The organism is Roseitalea sp., assembly GCF_984466335.1.
On sequence record NZ_CFIFWG010000054.1, the window covers coordinates 1 to 16,950 of the forward strand.

Below are 16,950 nucleotides of genomic sequence, written 5' to 3' on the forward strand. Positions count from 1 at the left end.
GCGCATCCTGCCCGACGCGCTCGAACTGATGCGGCGCTACGACTGGCCTGGCAATGTGCGCGAACTCGAAAACCTGATCCGGCGGCTCGCAGCGCTCTACCCGCAGGACGAGATCACCGCCGAGATCGTGGCCAGCGAATTGCGCTCCTCGGACGGCGCGCGCGCGCGCGCCGGCGATGCGAAAGGGGCGATAGCCGCCGGCGACATGACGATCGCCCAGGCGGTCGAGGCCAACATGCAGCGCTACTTCGCCTCCTTCGGCGAGGCGCTGCCGCCGCCGGGACTCTATCACCGGGTGCTAGCGGACGTGGAATACCCCCTGATCCTTGCGGCGCTGACGGCGACGCGCGGCAACCAGATCCGCGCCGCCGACGTGCTCGGGCTCAACCGCAACACGCTGCGCAAGAAGATCAAGGAGTTGGGCGTCACCGTCATCAAGGGGTAAGCCGCCGCCCGCCCAAGGACCTTGCGCGCAAACCGCGTGCGGGAGGGGTGTGCGTTGCATTATTGCCACAATATGTTGCAGAAATGCGATTGGGGGCCGCGCCGGCCCCTTCGGGCGCGAGGCGGGATCGATTCATGGTTTCGATGGAGCAGGGCGCGTCCCGCTCTTTTCTGACGCGAACCTTGGGCGGCGGGCATATCGGCCCGGCGGGCGGGATCGCCGTGGTCGCCGCCGCGCTCCTGACCGCGGGCATCTCCTTCATCATTCTGATCGGCCTGACGCCGATTCAGCCCGACAATCGGGTCACGGTCGCGGCCATCGTCGTCAACGGGCTCTTCGTGGCCGCGCTGCTGGTCCTGATCTGGCTTGAGCTGCGCAATGTCTGGCAGGCAAGGCGCGACAGGAAGGCCGCCTCCCGGCTTCATCTGCGCATCGTGACCATGTTCTCGATCGTCGCCGCCTCGCCGGCGATCGTCGTCGCCGTGGTCGCCGCCGTCACGCTCGATCTGGGCCTGGACCGCTGGTTCGAGATCCGCACCCGCACGATTGTCGACGGTTCGATCCAGGTCGCCGAATCCTACGTCAACGAGGCGGCGGTGAACCTGCGTGATTCGACCCTCAACATGGCTTTCGCGCTCGATCAGCGGCGCGCGCAGTTCAATCTGGACCGCAACGGCTTCCGCCGCTTTCTGACGCAGCAGACGCGCGGACGCGGTCTTCTGGGCGCTTCCGTCATCCGGCCCGACGGCAGCGTGATCCATTCGGCGGACATCGAGGTCGACCGCCCCTTGCCGCTTCCGCCTGCCGATGCGCTTGAAGCGGCCGCCGACGGCGCGCCCGTCATCATCCCTCCGGGCCGCACCAACCTGGTCGGCGCGATCATCCAGCTTCGAGAGATCGACAACGTGCTCCTTTACACCTTGCGCACGGTCGATGCGGGCGCGCTCGACGCGGTTCGCCTGATGCAGCAGAACCGCGCCGAATATGACAATCTGGAAGCCAATCAGGGCACGGTGCAGCTTGCGTTCGCGCTGCTCTATTTCGGCCTGACGCTGATCCTGCTTTTGTCGGCGATCTGGACCGGCATCGCGGTCGCCAACCGCATCGTCCGCCCGATCCGCCAGCTCATCAACGCCTCCGACGAGGTCGGCCGCGGCAACCTGGCCGTGCGCGTGCCCGTGCGCGCGTCCGACGGCGACATCGCCCATCTTGGCGAAACGTTCAACGGCATGCTCGGCCAGCTCAAGAGCCAGCGCGACGAGATCCTGAACGCCAAGGATGTGATCGACAAGCGCCGGCGCTTTTCCGAAGCGGTCCTGTCGGGCGTTTCGGCCGGTGTTCTGGGCGTCGATGACCGCGGCCGGATCGGCGTTGCGAACCGGTCGGCGGCGGGCATCCTCAACGGCGGCAAGCCGCTTGCGGCCGGTTCGGCGCTCAAGGACGTCGCGCCCCCGGTGCATGCCGGCTTCGTGACGGCGATCCGGTCGCGCAAGCCCGACTATCGCGCGCCGATCACCTTCACGGACCGCTCGGGTCGGGAGCGCGTTTTGAACATGCAGGTCAATTTCGACCGCCAGCCCGCCGGACAGCCCGGCGCGCACGGCCGCACCCATGTGATCACAGTGGACGATGTGTCCGATCTGGTCGACGCGCAGCGTTCGAGCGCCTGGGCGGACGTCGCCCGGCGCATCGCCCACGAGATCAAGAACCCGCTGACGCCCATCCAGCTTTCGGCCGAGCGTATCAAGCGCCGCTACGGCAAGGCGATCGACCCCCGCGACAGGGAGGTCTTCGATCAATGCACCGACACGATCATCCGGCAGGTCGGCGACATTGGCCGCATGGTCGACGAGTTCTCCTCGTTCGCCCGCATGCCCAAGCCCGTCATGGCGCGCCAGGACCTGCGCGAGACGATCCGGCAGGCCGCCTTCCTGGTCGAGGTCAGCCGCAGCGAGATCGCCGTCGAGCGCGATCTGCCCGACGGGCCGCTGCCGGTCACCTATGACGCGCGCCTGGTCGGCCAGGCCATCGGCAACGTCGTCAAGAACGCCTCCGAAGCGATCGAGGCGCGCCTTGCGGGCCATCGGAACGCCGACATTGCCGGGCACATCTTGGTGCGCGCCTACCGCACGCGCGACGGCAATGCGGTCCATGTCGAGGTGATCGACAACGGACGCGGCCTGCCAAGGCGCAACCGCACCAAATTGCTCGAACCCTATATGACCACGCGCGAAAAGGGCACCGGGCTCGGACTGGCGATCGTGCGCAAGGTCATGGAGGATCATGCCGGCGCGCTCGAACTGCACGATGCGCCGGCCGGGTTTCACGACGGCATCGGCGCCCTGGTGCGGCTGGTTTTCCCCGCGCGCGCCGAGGCGGGGCCGTCCGGGGCCGGCGATCCCGAGGAGACCGCGCCGGACGCCGGCGCGGGCAGCAACGGACATGCGGAGGCCGCTCCATGAAAGCCGATATCCTCGTCGTCGACGATGAAGACGATATCCGCGACATCGTCTCGGGCATTCTGGACGATGAGGGCCACGAGACGCGCACCGCCCATGACGGCGATTCCGCGCTCGCCGCGCTCGCCGACCGCGTTCCGCGGCTGATCTTCCTGGACATATGGTTGCAGGGCAGCCGGATGGACGGGCTCGAACTGCTCGACACCGTCCAGCAGATGCATCCGGGCCTGCCGGTGGTGATGATTTCGGGGCACGGCAACATCGAGACCGCGGTGTCGGCGATCAAGCGCGGCGCCTATGACTATATCGAAAAGCCGTTCAAGGCCGATCGCCTCGTGCTCGTCGCCGAGCGGGCGCTGGAAACCCACGCGCTCAAGCGCGAGGTGGCCGCGCTCAAGCGCCATTCGAGCGGCCATGCCGAACTGACGGGCAACTCTGCGGCCATGAACGCGCTGCGCCAGGCGATTGGCCGTGTGGCCCCGACCAACAGCCGGGTGATGATCACGGGTCCGACCGGCTGTGGCAAGGAACTGGTGGCAAGGGCCATCCATGCCGCATCGGAGCAGGCGAGCGGGCCGTTCGTCGCGCTGAACGCCGCCGCGATCACGCCCGGCCGGATGGAAATCGAACTGTTCGGCACCGAGGCCAACGGCGCCGAGCGCAAGGTCGGCGCGCTGGAACAGGCCCATGGCGGCATTCTCTATCTGGACGAAGTCGCCGACATGCCGCTCGAAACGCAGTCGAAGATCCTGCGGGTGCTCGTCGAGCAGGAGTTCGAGCGCGTGGGCGGGGTGCGGCGCGTCAGCGTCAATGTACGCATCATCTCGTCGACGGCCTTCGATCTGGAGGCCCTGATCGACCAGGGCCGCTTCCGCCGCGATCTGTACAGTCGCCTCGCGGTCGTGCCCGTGGCGGTGCCGGGCCTTGCCGACCGGCGCGAGGACATCGCCATGCTGGCCGACGCGTTCGTGCGCCAGATCAGCGGGCAGACCGGCATCAGGGCCCGCATGATCGACGGCAATGCCATGGCGGTGCTTCAGGCCCATTCCTGGCCGGGCAACATCCGGCAGTTGCGCAACACGATCGAGCGGTTGATGATCCTGACGCGCGACGAACCCGAGGACCGACCCGTCACGCCGGACATGCTGCCGACCGAACTGAGCGAGAACCTGCCCAGAGCGCCCACGGCCGATGACACGCACATCATGTCCTTGCCGCTGCGCGAGGCGCGCGAACGGTTCGAGCGCGAATATCTGCTTGCCCAGATCGCGCGTTTTGGCGGAAACATCTCGCGCACGGCCGAATTCATTGGTATGGAGCGCTCCGCCCTGCACCGGAAACTGAAGTCCCTCGGAGTGTGATCGTCCATGCGCGTCATCATCTGCGGAGCCGGCCAGGTTGGCTTCGGCATCGCCGAGCGGCTGGCCTCCGAGGACAATGACGTCTCGGTGATCGACACCTCGCCCGACCTGATCGGGCGCGTCCGCGACACGCTCGACGTGCGCGGCATCGTCGGCCACGGCAGCCACCCGGACGTGCTCGCCGCCGCCGGCGCGGACCAGGCCGAGATGATCATCGCGGTCACGCTGTACGACGAGGTCAACATGACCGCCTGCCAGGTGGCGCACTCGCTGTTCGAGGTGCCCACCAAGATCGCCCGTGTGCGCGCGCAATCCTATCTGGGTGCCCATTTCGGCGATCTGTTCGCGCGCGAACACTTGCCGATCGACGTCATCATCTCGCCCGAAAAGGAAGTCGGCCAGGTCGTCCTCAAGCGCATCGCTTTGCCCGGTGCCACCGACGTCGTCCAGTTCGCCGACGACACCGTGACGATGATGGCGATCGAGTGCCGCGAGGACTGCCCGGTCATCAACACGCCGCTGAGCCAGTTGACCGATCTGTTTCCCGATCTGGGCGCGACCGTCGTCGGCGTCTGGCGCAACGAGAAGCTGTTCGTGCCGCACTCGGCCGACCAGCTTCTGGCCGAGGATCTGGTCTATGTCGTCTCCAACCGCGAGCAGGTCCGGCGCACCCTGTCGCTGTTCGGCCACGAGGAGACCGAGGCGCGCCGTCTCGTCATCGCCGGCGGGGGCAATATCGGCCACTTCGTGGCCACCGAACTGGAACGTGAAGGCGCGCGCATCAACGTCAAGATCATCGAGCACAATCGGGGACGCGCCGTCGCGGTCGCCGACACGCTGCGCCGGACGATCGTGCTGCACGGCAGCGCGCTCGACCAGCAGATCCTTTATGAGGCAGACATTCAGGATGCCGAACTGATGGTGACGCTGACCAACGACGATCAGGTCAACGTGCTGTCGGCGGTCATGGCCAGCAAGCTCGGCTGCGCTGCCACGATGGCTCTGATCAACGATCTGGGCTATCAGTCCTTCACCGCCACCTTGGGGATCGATGCGCACATAAATCCGCGCGCGGTGACGATCTCGCGCGTGCTCCAGCACATGCGGCGCGGCCGCATCCGCCAAGTTCATTCGGTTCAGAAGGGGCAGGCCGAGGTGCTGGAGGCCGAGGCGCTCGAAACCTCGCCGCTGGTCGGCCGCCCGCTGCGTGAACTGGACCTGCCCGAGGACATCCGGATCGGGGCGATCTATCGCGACGGCGCGGTGGTGCGGCCCGACGGCGAAACGCGCATCAAGGCGCGCGACCGCGTGGTGATCTTCGCCAAGACCTCGGCGGTCAAGCAGGTCGAGCAACTGTTCCGCGTCAGCCTTCAGTTCTTCTGAGGGCGGCTTGGCGCAGGAAAGGAATTGGCGCAAGAAAGGAAAGGGCCTCCATGTCTCGCATCGCCTATGTCAACGGCCGCTATGTGCCGCACGCTGCGGCCAGCGTGCATGTGGAGGATCGCGGCTACCAGTTCTCGGACGGCGTCTATGAGGTATGCGAGGTTTCGGGCGGCTTCATCATCGACCGGACGCGCCATCTGGACCGCCTCGACCGGTCCCTGGGCGAAGTGTCGATCGGCTGGCCCGTCCACCGCGGCGCGCTCGGGCGGATCATGGTCGAGGTGGCGGCGCGCAACCGCGTCCGGGACGGGCTCGTCTATGTTCAGGTCACGCGCGGCGTCGCCCCGCGCGATCACCCTTTCCCGCCCCCGCACACTCCGCCGGCTCTGGTCGTCACCGCCCGGCGCGGCGATCCGGCCGCCTTCGCCTTGAAGGTCGAAAACGGCGTCGCCGTCATCACCCTTCCCGACAATCGCTGGGATCGCGTGGACATCAAGACGATCGGCCTTTTGCCCAACGTGCTGGCGCGCCAGCAGGCGCGCGAGGCCGGCGCCGCCGAAGCCTGGCTGGTCGCCGCCGACGGCACGGTCACCGAGGGCGCGGCGACCAGCGCCTGGATCGTCACCGGCGACAATGTTCTGGTCACCCGCCCCGCCGATCACGGAATCCTGCGCGGGGTGACGCGCGCCACCGCGCTCGGGGCGGCGGCCGAACTGGGCCTTGCCGTCGAGGAGCGCGCCTTTGGCGTCGACGAGGCGAAGGCGGCGCGCGAGGCGTTCATGACCTCGGCCACCTCGCGGATCATGCCGGTCGTGCGCATCGACGGAACCCCGGTCGCCAACGGATATCCGGGCGAAACGGCGCGGCGGCTTGGGGAAGCCTTTTTCCGCAGTGCCGAAAAAATCGCGGTGCGGGGATCGCTTACCCTTGAAAAGCTGTGATCTTTTGGCACATTCGGCAAACGAGCAACAAGACCGACGCAATTCGCACCAGAATCAGTCGCCTTCATCGAAAGCCGAACGGCCGGACGGGCCAGTAAATAGTCAAGACGCACCAAGGCGAGGCAATAATAATGGCGGAGAGGTCCCAGAACCTTCAAGACCAGTTTCTCAACGCGGTCAGAAAGCAGAAGGTCCCGCTGACGATCTTCCTGGTCAATGGTGTGAAGTTGACCGGTGTCGTCACCTCGTTCGACAATTTCTGCGTGCTGCTGCGCCGCGACGGCAGCGCGCAACTGGTCTACAAACACGCCATCTCAACCGTCATGCCGAGCCAGCCGGTTCATCTGTTCGACGGTGAAGGCGCAAGCCAGAAACCCGATTGACCGCGTTCGGGCCAGACCACAAGGGGCCCAGGCAGGGCCGCTCCGGCGGGGTCGACCGGCTTGCCGCGCCGATGCGCGCCGTCGTGATCGCGCCCGATCTTGCCAGGCGGCAGGATGGTGCGGGCGAGGAGCCAGGCACCTTGCGCATTGCGGCGGAACGGCTGCGCGAGGCGGTCGGGCTGGCCCTGGCCATTGATCTTGAGGTGGTGCACGAGGCGGTCGTGCCGGTCGCACGGCCCGTGCCCGCCACGCTGATCGGTTCGGGCAAGGTGGAGGAACTGGCCAGCCTCATCGCGGCCCACCAGGGGGGCCTGGTCGTGGTCGACCACGCCTTGACCCCGGTGCAGCAGCGCAACCTTGAAAAGGCGTGGAAGGCCAAGGTGCTCGACCGCACCGGTCTGATTCTGGAAATCTTCGGCCGCCGGGCGCGCACGAAGGAAGGCACGCTTCAGGTCGACCTGGCGCACCTGAACTATCAGCGGGGTCGGCTGGTCAGGTCATGGACGCACCTTGAGCGTCAGCGCGGCGGCGCGGGGTTCATGGGCGGACCCGGCGAAACCCAGATCGAGGCCGACCGGCGCATTTTGCGCGACAGGATCAAGCGCCTGGAGGGCGAACTCGAACAGGTGCGGCGCACCCGCGCGCTGCACCGGGCCAAGCGCAAGAAGGTGCCGCTGCCGGTCGTCGCTCTGGTCGGCTACACCAATGCGGGCAAGTCGACCCTGTTCAACCGCCTGACCGGCGCACAGGTTATGGCCGAGGACATGCTGTTCGCCACGCTCGACCCGACCCTGCGGCGGGTGCGGCTGCCGGGCGGCACGCAAGTGATCGTGTCGGACACGGTCGGCTTCATCTCCGACCTGCCGACCCATCTGGTCGCCGCCTTCCGCGCGACGCTGGAAGAAGTCGAGGAAGCCGATCTCATCGTCCATGTGCATGATGCGTCCGATCCGCAGGCCGCCGCGCAAACCGCCGATGTGCGCGCGGTGCTGGCCGATCTCGGCGTTGCGCCCGACGATGACCATGTGATCGAGGGGCACAACAAGATCGACGCGATGGACGGTTCCGGCCGCGCGGCGCTGGCCGGCCGGCTCACGGGCCGGGGCGAGGTGGCCCTGTCGGCGCTCACCGGCGAAGGGGTCGACACGCTGCTCACCGAAGTCGAAGCGCGGATCGCCGGCAAGCTCGTCACGCGGCGTTTCGTGGTGCAGCCGGGCCGCTACGGGGACGTCGCCTGGCTCTATGAGAACGCCGTCATCCGGGACCGGCAGGATCGCGACGACGGCAACATCGTCGTCACCGTTCAAATGTCGAACGAAACGGCCACCGCGTTCGACCGGCGCGCCCGCATGGCGCCGGCGGAAACCGGCTAGTTGCCTGAAGCCTTTTCCTCGGCCTTGACGGCGCTCCAGATCGCATCCATCTCGTCAAGCGTCGCCGCATCGACGGATGTGCCCCTTGCCGCGAGCCGCCGTTCGATGGCGCGGAAGCGGCGCGCGAACTTGGCATTGGCTCCGGCCAGCGCCGCTTCGGGCTCGATATCGAGATGCCGGCCCAGATTGACGAGCGCGAACAGCACGTCGCCATATTCCTCGCCGATACGCGCCGGGTCGGCGTCCGCCACCGTCTCGGCCAGCTCGTCGATCTCCTCGCCGATCTTGGCCAGGATCGGCGGGGCGGTGTCCCAGTCGAAACCGACGGTCGCGGCGCGCTTTTGCAGCTTCAGAGCGCGGACCAGCGCGGGCAGGGCGCGGGGCACGTCATCGAGCAGGGAAGGGGCCTTGTCCTGTCCGCCAGCGCCCGCGGCCCGGCGGGCGGCGGCCCGTTCGGCCTTTTCGGCGGTCTTGATCTTCTCCCACATGCCCTTGGCGAGCTTTTTGCCATGCGCGGCCTCCTCGCCGAACACGTGCGGATGCCGGCGAATCATCTTGCGCGTGACCGCGCGGACCACGTCGCCGAAATCGAAATGGCCCGCTTCCTCGGCCATCCGCGCGTGATAGACCACCTGCAAGAGCAGATCGCCCAACTCGTCGGCCAGATCGACCATGTCGCCGCGCTCGATGGCGTCGGCCACCTCATAGGCTTCCTCGACCGTATAGGGCGCAATCGTCGCAAATGTCTGCTCGGCGTCCCACGGGCATCCGGTGTCCGGGTCGCGCAGGCGGGCCATGACCTCGATCAGACGGCCGATGTCGCGGGAGGGTTCCATCGGCCGACCCTGCGGTCGCCGGATCGAACTGTCATGCCGGCAGCGTGCGAACCGGCCGCTTTTGCACAGCAAATGCGCCAAGCGCCATGGGCGCACACAAATGTCGCATAAGATGGATTATGGAACTGATGGATGCCTGATCAAAGACCGAGCACCTTCTTCACTGAACCGGCTTCACTGAACGACCAGTCGATCGGATTGTTTTCGATGAGGAACATGACCGAGTTGTCCGGCGTGAAGCCGATCTGGCCGAGACGATGGCGGACGTCCTTATAGAGCGCTTCTTTTTGGTCGTCGCTGCGACCGGCCAGCAACGCGATCTCGATCACGATGGTCGCGCTGGGGTCACGGTCACCCAAGAATGTGGGGTGAAAGATCATGTCATCGGGCGCATAGCGGTCAACCAAGCAAAAGAAATCATCGGGGTTCACGCCACAGGTTTCGACCAGGCTGGCGTGCAGCTGATCATTGATGGCGTGGCATGTTTCAACTGGCAGCGCCGCCGGTACGTGAAGCTTGTTGAATGGCATGTGCAGTTCCCTTGGTCAGTTGGCGGGCCGTTACATTATGGCTTGGGCCCAAGCAGACGGATCAGCATGTGTCGCTCGTGATCCTGGCCGCCAAAGAAGATTGCCAGAATGCGCACCGTTCGACGGTCTTCGTCGAGATCGAACCAGTAGATCGCCCGGTTGATGGTGACGCAGCGCTGGCCCGGCGCCAGGTCCGCGCGCAAGGTGCCGCGATACGGTGCGGCGGCGATTGTCCGGGCGGCTTGGAGGATGCCTTCTATACGCCGTTCGGCATGGTCGAACGCCTCGGCATGCACCTCGCCAAATGCGCTGTAGGCGCCAAAGAGATGATCGAAAACCAGTTCCAGATCGCGCAATGCGTCGTCGGCGAACTCAGTCTCCCAGGCCATAATCGCGCCGCTTGCGATCCGTCATGGCCTGAACGCGGTCCGCCATTTCATCACCGGTCACAAAACGGCCGCTGCGGCGGCTTTCCACAAGCGCAATGAGCGCCTCGGTCTCGGCTTTTTCCGCCAGGGTTTTTTCCCGAAGCAGTTCGAGACCTTGCTGAACGACAGCGCTCACACTCTGATAGCGGCCCTCGTCAACCAGCGCACGCGCGAACGCATCCTGCTGGTCGCTCAATGATATGGACGATTTGACGGTCATAGAACCTCCGCGCATACGGTACGACCTGGTAGCACCCAGGTCAATGGCTGCCGCGTGGAGAAGTACGCCGATCAGCCCTCAGGCCGCACCGCGATCACGGTCGCGCCCACCGCCGCCGCAAGCGCCTTGGGATCGACGCGGAACACGCTGTCCGGCCGTCCCGCCGCCGCCCAGACCGCATCGAACGTCAGCAGTGTTTCGTCCATGAAGACCGGCACCGGCGCCAGATGGCCGATCGGCGCGACGCCGCCAATGGCAAAGCCGGTTTCGTCGCGCACGCGCTTGCCGTCGCATCGCTTGAGCTTCGCGCCGTAAACCTCTGCAATGTAAGTCAGATCGGCATTGTGCCTGCCCGAGACGAGCAGCAGGACGAGCGCGCCGGTCGCAGCATCCTCGAACACCAGCGACTTGACGATCTGCGCCACGTCGCAGCCGCATGCCGCCGCCGCTTCCTCGGCGGTGCGCGTCGATCGGTCCATGACCTTGATCTCGATCGCAAGGCAGAGCGCTTCGGCCGCATCTTCGACCCGTGCCATGGACGAGCCCGGCCGGGGTGCCGTCGGGTCGTTCATCCTGCCTCCAGTTCGAGTTCGATGACCTGGCCGTCGAAGCATGGCTCGACATGGTCGGGCGTTTCGGCGCGCACCCTATCGTAGTCCAGCGGAATGTGCATATGCGTCAGGAATGCGCGACGGGGCTTGAGTTCGGCGATCACGGCCAGCGACTGCGCCAGCGACATGTGGCTGGGGTGCTCGCGATATTGCAGCGCATCGACGATCAGCACATCGAGATCGCGCATCCTTGCCAGCGTCGCCTCGGGAAAGGCGGATACGTCCGGGCAATAGGCCAGATCGCCGATTCGGAAGCCGAGCGAATGGATCGAACCGTGCTCCTGATAGAGCGGCGTGAAGGTCAGCGGACCGCCCTGCCCCTCCACCATGAACGGCGTTTCGGCATCGATCCGGCGGTCGATCAGGATCGGTGGATAGGCGCTGCCCTCGGGCGTCGCAAAGCAGTAGCCGAACGCCTCGTGCAGCCGGTGGGAGGTGGCCGCGTCCGCGTGGACGGGGATCATCTGGCCCTGCGCGAACACGAAGGTGCGCACATCGTCGATGCCGTGAATATGGTCAGCATGGGCATGGGTGTAGACGATCGCGTCGATCTGGCGGACGTCGGCCATCAGCATCTGGGCGCGGAAATCGGGACCGGTGTCGACGACCACGCTGGTCGCGCCGGCGCGGTTGACGCGCTCGACCAGGATCGAGGCGCGCATGCGCCGGTTCCTGGGATTGTGCGGATTGCAATCGCCCCAGTCGCCGTTGGGCCGCGGCGCGCCCGGCGACGAGCCGCAGCCCAGGATCGTCACGCGCAGCGTGTCGCCGCCGTCAGCGGTCATGGCGCGGCACCTTGGCAAAGAGCCTGTAGAAGTTCTCGGTCGTCCGCGCCGCGAACGCCTCCGGCGGTTCGCCCAGATGGTCGGCAAGCGCGGCCGCCGTGTGCGCCACATGGGCCGGCTCGTTGCGCTGGCCGCGATGCGGGGGCGGCGCCAGATAGGGCGCATCGGTCTCGACGAGAATCCGGTCGCGTGGCAGATCGCGGGCGATGTCGCGCAGCTCCCCGGAGCGCTTGAAGGCGGCAATGCCGGAGAACGACACATAGCCGCCGAGCGCCACGCCGGTCTCGGCCAGCTTGCGGCCCGAGGAAAAGCAGTGCAGCACGAAGGGGAAGGCCCCCTTCCCCTCGGTCTCCCCGGTCAGGATCGCCGCCATGTCGTCGTCGGCGGCGCGCGCATGGATGACGAGCGGCAGCCCGGTCCGGCGCGCGGCCGCGATGTGCCGGCGAAAGCCCTCGGCCTGTGCCTTGCGCGGTGCGTTGTCATAGTGATAGTCGAGCCCCGCCTCGCCGATGGCCACCACCTTGGGATGCTCGGCCAGGCGCGCAAGGTCGTCCGCCTCTATGTCCAGTTCGGTGTCGGCATGGTGGGGATGGGTGCCGACCGAGCAGAAGACGTCCTCGAAACGCTCGGCGACCGGCGCGATGCGCTCGGCGAACTGGCGCACCCGCGTCGAGATCGTGACCATGCGCACCAGCCCGGCCGCGCGGGCGCGCTGCACCACCGCGTCCAGGTCCGGCGCGAACGTGTCGAAATCCAGATGGCAATGGCTGTCGACGAGGGTCGGCATCGCGCGCCCTACCCCTCCCCGTCCGCTTCCACATAGCGCGGAAAGACGCCCTGCGGCACGGGCAGCGGCGTGCCCGGCGCCAGCGACGCGTCCAGATCGGCGAAGGCGCGCCTGTCTCCGGGCACGGCGACCAGATCGAGCAGCCTGGCCGAGGCGTCCGGCATGAAGGGCTGGGTCAGGATCGCCACGCGGCGCACGGTCTCGGCCATGGTGTAGAGCACGGCCCGCATGCGCTCGGGGTCGGTCTTGCGCAGCGTCCAGGGGGCCTGGGCGTCGATATAGCGGTCGGCCCTGGCGACGACGGCGAAGACGGCTTCGAGCGCCTTGTGCACCGCCTGCTCGGCCACCGCCTCGCGGGCCGCCGCAAGCGCGGTGCCCGCCGCGCCGATCAGCGCCGCGTCCGCCTCGGCCAGTTCGCCATAAGCGGGCACCTTGCCGTCGCAGTTCCTGGCGATCATCGACAGGGATCGCTGCGCCAGATTGCCAAGGCCGTTGGCGAGATCGGCATTGGTGCGCGCGACGATCGCCTCGTGGCTGTAATTGCCGTCATTGCCGAAGGGCACCTCGCGCATGAAGAAATAGCGCATCCGGTCGACGCCGTAATGGTCGGCGAGTTCGAACGGGTCGACGACATTGCCGACCGATTTCGACATCTTCTCGCCCCTGTTGAACAAAAAGCCGTGCCCGAACACGCGCCCCGGCAGCGGCAGGCCCGCCGACATCAGGAAGGCCGGCCAGTAGATGGCGTGAAAGCGGGTGATGTCCTTGCCGATCACGTGCACGTCGGCGGGCCAGAAGCGGTTGCGCGCGTGCTCGTCCGGCCAGCCTGTGGCCGTCAGATAGTTGGTCAGCGCGTCGATCCACACATACATGACGTGCCGTTCGTCGCCGGGCACCGGCACGCCCCAGTTAAAGGTCGTGCGCGAGACCGACAGGTCCTTCAGGCCGCGCTCGACGAAGGCGACGATCTCGTTGCGGCGCGTGTCCGGCCCGATGAAGCCGGGCTGGCGGTCATAAAGGTCGAGCAGCCTGTCCCGATAGGCCGACAGGCGGAAGAAATAGCTCTCCTCCTCCATCCACTCGACCGGCGTGCCCTGCGGTCCGTAGCGCACGCCGTCATCGCGCATCTCGGTCTCGTCCTCGTCGTAATAGGCTTCCTCGCGCACCGAGTACCAGCCGGCGTAGGAATCCTTGTAGATGTCGCCATTGGCGGCCATCCGCTCCCAGATCGCCTGGCAGGCGCGCCTGTGGCGCTCCTCGGTCGTGCGGATGAAATCGTCGTTGGAGCCCGACATCGCCCTTGTCATCGCCTCGAAGCGGGCCGCGTTGCGGTCGGCCAGTTCGCGCACGGGCACACCCTCTTCGCGCGCGGTCTGGAGCATCTTGATGCCGTGCTCGTCCGTGCCGGTCAGGAAGAAGACATCCCTGCCGTCGAGCCGCTGGAAGCGGGCGAGCGCGTCGGTGACGATGAACTCATAGGCGTGACCGATATGCGGCTTGCCGTTGGGATAGGAGATGGCCGTCGTGATGTAGAATGTGTCGCTCATTGGACGCGGGACTCATTTTGACGTGATGAAAATGGCGGTCGATACGGCAAGCAACGCAAGGGCCAAGCGATAAAGGGACAGGGCCGAAGAACGGGTGTGCGCGTCCGGTCGAGGGCTTTGAGGCGGCGGGGCGCCGCCGTCGCGCACGTCCGCTCCGACCATTTCCATCCCATCAATGGGCCCCGACACCGAGCTTGCTGAACGCCATGCGTGGATATGGCGGTGCTGTAGCGGATTTGGACCGGATTTCAAACCGTTGCGGGCATGCTTTTTGCGGCCCGGTCAGCCGGCGTGCATCAGGGCATGCACGCGCTGGCCGGCCACCAGGAATTCCTGCTTCCGGTCCAGCCCGAACGCGTCGGCCTCGGCGAAGCGGCGCGACAGATCGGCCGCAAATGCGGCGATGCGGTCGGCACGCCGCAGATCGCCGGCGCGCGCCGCCTCGCGCGCCCGCGCCTTCAGCGCGTCGGCCATCATCTCGCGCAGCAACCCGTTTTGCGTGTCGTGTCCGCGCGCGCCGGCGACGTCGGCCAGCGTGTGCGCAAGTTGCGTTTCAAAGCGCGGCGCGGCCAGCAGCCGGTCCAGGCCGTCGCGCAATTCGCCGCCGCCGAACAGGGCCAGCGTCAGCGCCTGTCGCGGCCGGCCCGCCGCAAGCGCGGCGACGGTTTCGACATCGCCGTCGGCGACCGCGCCGCCGCCGACCCTGCGCACCACCTGGGCGACCGCGGCGTCGTCGAGAGGGTCGAACCGGACCCTCTGACAGCGCGACCGGATCGTCGCCAGCAAACCTCCGGCCCCATGGGAGATTAGCAAGAACAACGTGTTGTGCGGCGGTTCCTCAAGCGTTTTCAGAAGCGCGTTGGCCGCCGGACGCTGCATGTCGCCCACCGGGTCGACGAGGACGATGCGCGGCTGATCCGCGCTCGCCGTCATCGACAGGAAATGCTGCACGCGCCGCACCTCGTCGATGGTGATCACGGTCTTGAACCCGGTGCCGGTCGCAGCGCGCGGCCGCGCCAGGTGCACGAGGTTCGGATGGGCGCCCCGGGCGATCTGCCGATGGGCCGGCGATCGCGGGTCGGGCGCGGGCAGCATGTCCGCGACCGGTGCCGGACCCGACACGAGCGCATTGGCCAGATGGAACGCGACGGTCGCCTTGCCGATGCCGTGCTGACCGTCCAGCAGGATCGCATGGTGCCCCGCGCGCACGATGGCCAGCATGTGGGCGCATGCGCGATCATGGCCAACCCTTTGCGTCGATGCGCAAGGCGGCGCGACGCCGTCAAGGGCGTCGTGATAGCCGGGCCAGCCGTCCGTGTCGGGCGTCATGGATCGGTCCTTTCCGGCGGGGTCCGCAAGGTCGGCGCGACCACGGCCCAGACCGCCGCGGCCACCCGGTCGGGATCGCCGCCGGCATCGATCAGGCGGCATCGCTCCGGCTCGGCCTCGGCAATGGCTTGGAAAGCCTTCCTGCGTTCTTCATGGATGGCGGCGGTCTCCTTCTCGAACCGGTCTTGCGGCCTGTCGTGCGGGCGGCGCGCATTGGCCCGCCGCAGACCGGTTTGCGGATCGAGATCGAGGATGATCGTCAGGTCGGGCACCGTGCCGTGGATCGCCACGCGCTCCAGCGAGGCCACGAACCCCGGATCGAGATTGCCGCTCGTGCCCTGATAGACGCGGGTCGAATCCATGAAGCGGTCGACCAGCACGATCTGTGCGCGTTCGAGCGCGGGCCTGATCACCTGCTCGACATGATCGTTGCGCGCGGCGGCAAAAAGCAGCGCCTCCATGGCCGGCCCGAAGCTCTCGACGGCGGCCTGGTCGAGAAGCACATGGCGCACGGCCTCGGCGCCGGGCGTGCCGCCGGGCTCCCGCGAGACGGTGACCCGATGGCCGCGCCCGCGTAGCCTTTCGGCGAGCAGGGCGATCTGGGTCGACTTTCCGACCCCCTCCCCGCCCTCGAACGTGATGAAACGGCCGCGACCGGCGCCGACTTCCCTGGCGGGGGGCGACTGGTGGGTGGCGCTCACCTGTCGATCCAGCCAAGCGCGAGTTCCATCAGCGCGTCGAGCGCCTGACGGTGGACGGGGCCGCGCGCCACCGCCTCGGCCGCTACGAGCGGGGCGACATGCGCCAGCGTGTCGCCGAAGTAGATGTGCAGCGAGGCGATCGCATCGCCCTGCGCGACCGGCGCGGGCACGGGACCGTCGAAGACGATCCTCGCCCGCAGGCTGCTCCGGCCGGTGAGCGGCATGAGCACGGTCAGCGGCTCGACCAGCCGCACGGGGGCGGTGGCCGTCTCTCCGCCGTAAAGACGCACCGCGCCGACCCGCTCGCCGGTCTTAAACAGGCTGTGGGGCTCGAAGGCGCGCATGCCCCAGTCGAGCATCTTGCGCGCCTCCTCGGCACGCATGCGTTCGGACTCAAGCCCGCCCATGGCAACGATCAGACGGCGCCCGTCGCGCGCGACGGAGCCGACGATGGCGTAGCCCGATGCCTCCGTGAAACCGGTCTTCATGCCGTCGGCGCCGATCTCCATGGCCAGCAGCGGGTTGCGGTTGCGCTGGCGGATGCCGTTCCAGGTGAATTCGCCCTGGCCGTAATAGCGATAATAGTCCGGATAGGTGCGCTGGATATGCAGCGCCAGCGTGACCAGATCGCGCATGGTCACATGCTGCCCCTCGGCCGGAAGGCCGGTCGCGTTCGCGAAGGTCGATCCGGTCAGGCCCAACTCCCGCGCGCGCTCGTTCATCAGTTGCGCGAAGGCGGCCTCCGATCCGGCGATGCCCTCGGCGATGACGATACAACCATCATTGGCCGACTGGACGATGACGCCCCGGATCAGATCCTCAAGCCGGATC

General features: G+C 67.2%; 18 protein-coding genes. 7 read left to right on the top strand and 11 right to left on the bottom strand.

Annotated features, from left to right (window positions below):
- The 7 genes from AC5E6L_RS06945 to hflX all read left to right on the top strand — a co-directional run.
- The coding region (locus AC5E6L_RS06945; RefSeq protein ID WP_491772195.1) for a helix-turn-helix domain-containing protein at positions 1-445 on the top strand (445 nt) is incomplete at its 5' end.
- A 134-nt stretch (positions 446-579) separates the two neighbouring features.
- On the top strand, positions 580-2,907 hold the full coding sequence (locus AC5E6L_RS06950; protein WP_491772197.1) for a sensor histidine kinase NtrY-like: 2,328 nt from the start codon (positions 580-582) through the stop codon (positions 2,905-2,907).
- The gene (gene ntrX, locus AC5E6L_RS06955; RefSeq protein ID WP_491772199.1) at positions 2,904-4,265 is read left to right on the top strand and encodes a nitrogen assimilation response regulator NtrX; all 1,362 of its coding nucleotides are present in this window, start codon (positions 2,904-2,906) and stop codon (positions 4,263-4,265) included. Before AC5E6L_RS06950 ends, ntrX begins: the two co-directional genes overlap by 4 nt.
- A gap of 6 nt (positions 4,266-4,271) precedes the next feature.
- Positions 4,272-5,648, top strand: a complete 1,377-nt coding sequence (trkA, locus tag AC5E6L_RS06960) for a Trk system potassium transporter TrkA (protein WP_491772201.1) — start codon at positions 4,272-4,274, stop codon at positions 5,646-5,648.
- Between the two features lie 50 nt (positions 5,649-5,698).
- On the top strand, positions 5,699-6,589 hold the full coding sequence (locus tag AC5E6L_RS06965) for a D-amino-acid transaminase (RefSeq protein ID WP_491228909.1): 891 nt from the start codon (positions 5,699-5,701) through the stop codon (positions 6,587-6,589).
- A 131-nt stretch (positions 6,590-6,720) separates the two neighbouring features.
- Entirely contained in the window at positions 6,721-6,972 is a 252-nt protein-coding gene (hfq, locus tag AC5E6L_RS06970; RefSeq protein WP_491228921.1) for an RNA chaperone Hfq, read from the top strand.
- A gap of 71 nt (positions 6,973-7,043) precedes the next feature.
- A complete protein-coding gene (gene hflX, locus AC5E6L_RS06975; RefSeq protein ID WP_491772220.1) occupies positions 7,044-8,345 on the top strand; it encodes a GTPase HflX in 1,302 nt (433 codons plus the stop codon).
- On the opposite strand, the gene mazG is transcribed toward hflX, so the two are convergent.
- The 11 genes from mazG to AC5E6L_RS07030 all read right to left on the bottom strand — a co-directional run.
- Positions 8,342-9,181, bottom strand: a complete 840-nt coding sequence (mazG, locus tag AC5E6L_RS06980) for a nucleoside triphosphate pyrophosphohydrolase (protein ID WP_491228911.1) — start codon at positions 9,179-9,181, stop codon at positions 8,342-8,344. The genes hflX and mazG overlap by 4 nt on opposite strands.
- A gap of 140 nt (positions 9,182-9,321) precedes the next feature.
- Positions 9,322-9,711: a tautomerase family protein gene (locus AC5E6L_RS06985; protein WP_491772204.1), complete on the bottom strand. Its 390-nt coding sequence runs from the start codon at positions 9,709-9,711 to the stop codon at positions 9,322-9,324.
- Between the two features lie 35 nt (positions 9,712-9,746).
- The gene (locus AC5E6L_RS06990) at positions 9,747-10,100 is read right to left on the bottom strand and encodes a type II toxin-antitoxin system RelE/ParE family toxin (protein ID WP_491772206.1); all 354 of its coding nucleotides are present in this window, start codon (positions 10,098-10,100) and stop codon (positions 9,747-9,749) included.
- Positions 10,084-10,359, bottom strand: coding sequence for a ribbon-helix-helix domain-containing protein (locus AC5E6L_RS06995; RefSeq protein ID WP_491228914.1), 276 nt, complete (start codon positions 10,357-10,359; stop codon positions 10,084-10,086). Before AC5E6L_RS06995 ends, AC5E6L_RS06990 begins: the two co-directional genes overlap by 17 nt.
- 71 nt (positions 10,360-10,430) lie before the next feature.
- Positions 10,431-10,931 carry a YbaK/EbsC family protein gene (locus AC5E6L_RS07000; protein WP_491228915.1) on the bottom strand — a complete coding sequence of 167 codons (501 nt, stop codon included), beginning with the start codon at positions 10,929-10,931 and terminating at the stop codon, positions 10,431-10,433.
- Positions 10,928-11,755: an MBL fold metallo-hydrolase gene (locus tag AC5E6L_RS07005; protein ID WP_491772209.1), complete on the bottom strand. Its 828-nt coding sequence runs from the start codon at positions 11,753-11,755 to the stop codon at positions 10,928-10,930. The genes AC5E6L_RS07000 and AC5E6L_RS07005 overlap by 4 nt, the downstream gene beginning before the upstream one ends.
- Positions 11,745-12,542 (bottom strand): TatD family hydrolase, encoded by a 798-nt coding sequence (locus tag AC5E6L_RS07010; protein ID WP_491228917.1) that lies wholly within the window; start codon positions 12,540-12,542, stop codon positions 11,745-11,747. Before AC5E6L_RS07010 ends, AC5E6L_RS07005 begins: the two co-directional genes overlap by 11 nt.
- Positions 12,543-12,550: 8 nt before the next feature.
- Positions 12,551-14,089, bottom strand: a complete 1,539-nt coding sequence (gene metG / locus AC5E6L_RS07015; RefSeq protein WP_491772212.1) for a methionine--tRNA ligase — start codon at positions 14,087-14,089, stop codon at positions 12,551-12,553.
- A 282-nt stretch (positions 14,090-14,371) separates the two neighbouring features.
- A complete protein-coding gene (locus tag AC5E6L_RS07020; RefSeq protein WP_491772214.1) occupies positions 14,372-15,418 on the bottom strand; it encodes a DNA polymerase III subunit delta' in 1,047 nt (348 codons plus the stop codon).
- Positions 15,415-16,119: a dTMP kinase gene (gene tmk, locus AC5E6L_RS07025; RefSeq protein ID WP_491772216.1), complete on the bottom strand. Its 705-nt coding sequence runs from the start codon at positions 16,117-16,119 to the stop codon at positions 15,415-15,417. The genes AC5E6L_RS07020 and tmk overlap by 4 nt, the downstream gene beginning before the upstream one ends.
- Positions 16,116-16,950, bottom strand: an 835-nt coding sequence (locus tag AC5E6L_RS07030) for a D-alanyl-D-alanine carboxypeptidase family protein (protein WP_491772218.1), incomplete at its 5' end; no start/stop codon positions are given. The genes AC5E6L_RS07030 and tmk, both read right to left, overlap by 4 nt.

Coding starts and splice junctions, on each gene's coding strand:
- AC5E6L_RS07020 (WP_491772214.1), bottom strand. CDS start 15,418: ATGACGCCCGACACGGACGGCTGGCCCGGCTATCACGACGCCCTTGAC.
- metG (WP_491772212.1), bottom strand. CDS start 14,089: ATGAGCGACACATTCTACATCACGACGGCCATCTCCTATCCCAACGGC.
- AC5E6L_RS07005 (WP_491772209.1), bottom strand. CDS start 11,755: ATGACCGCTGACGGCGGCGACACGCTGCGCGTGACGATCCTGGGCTGC.
- AC5E6L_RS06965 (WP_491228909.1), top strand. CDS start 5,699: ATGTCTCGCATCGCCTATGTCAACGGCCGCTATGTGCCGCACGCTGCG.
- hfq (WP_491228921.1), top strand. CDS start 6,721: ATGGCGGAGAGGTCCCAGAACCTTCAAGACCAGTTTCTCAACGCGGTC.
- AC5E6L_RS07000 (WP_491228915.1), bottom strand. CDS start 10,931: ATGAACGACCCGACGGCACCCCGGCCGGGCTCGTCCATGGCACGGGTC.
- hflX (WP_491772220.1), top strand. CDS start 7,044: ATGCGCGCCGTCGTGATCGCGCCCGATCTTGCCAGGCGGCAGGATGGT.
- AC5E6L_RS06995 (WP_491228914.1), bottom strand. CDS start 10,359: ATGACCGTCAAATCGTCCATATCATTGAGCGACCAGCAGGATGCGTTC.
- ntrX (WP_491772199.1), top strand. CDS start 2,904: ATGAAAGCCGATATCCTCGTCGTCGACGATGAAGACGATATCCGCGAC.
- trkA (WP_491772201.1), top strand. CDS start 4,272: ATGCGCGTCATCATCTGCGGAGCCGGCCAGGTTGGCTTCGGCATCGCC.
- AC5E6L_RS06990 (WP_491772206.1), bottom strand. CDS start 10,100: ATGGCCTGGGAGACTGAGTTCGCCGACGACGCATTGCGCGATCTGGAA.
- AC5E6L_RS06985 (WP_491772204.1), bottom strand. CDS start 9,711: ATGCCATTCAACAAGCTTCACGTACCGGCGGCGCTGCCAGTTGAAACA.
- mazG (WP_491228911.1), bottom strand. CDS start 9,181: ATGGAACCCTCCCGCGACATCGGCCGTCTGATCGAGGTCATGGCCCGC.
- AC5E6L_RS06950 (WP_491772197.1), top strand. CDS start 580: ATGGTTTCGATGGAGCAGGGCGCGTCCCGCTCTTTTCTGACGCGAACC.
- AC5E6L_RS07010 (WP_491228917.1), bottom strand. CDS start 12,542: ATGCCGACCCTCGTCGACAGCCATTGCCATCTGGATTTCGACACGTTC.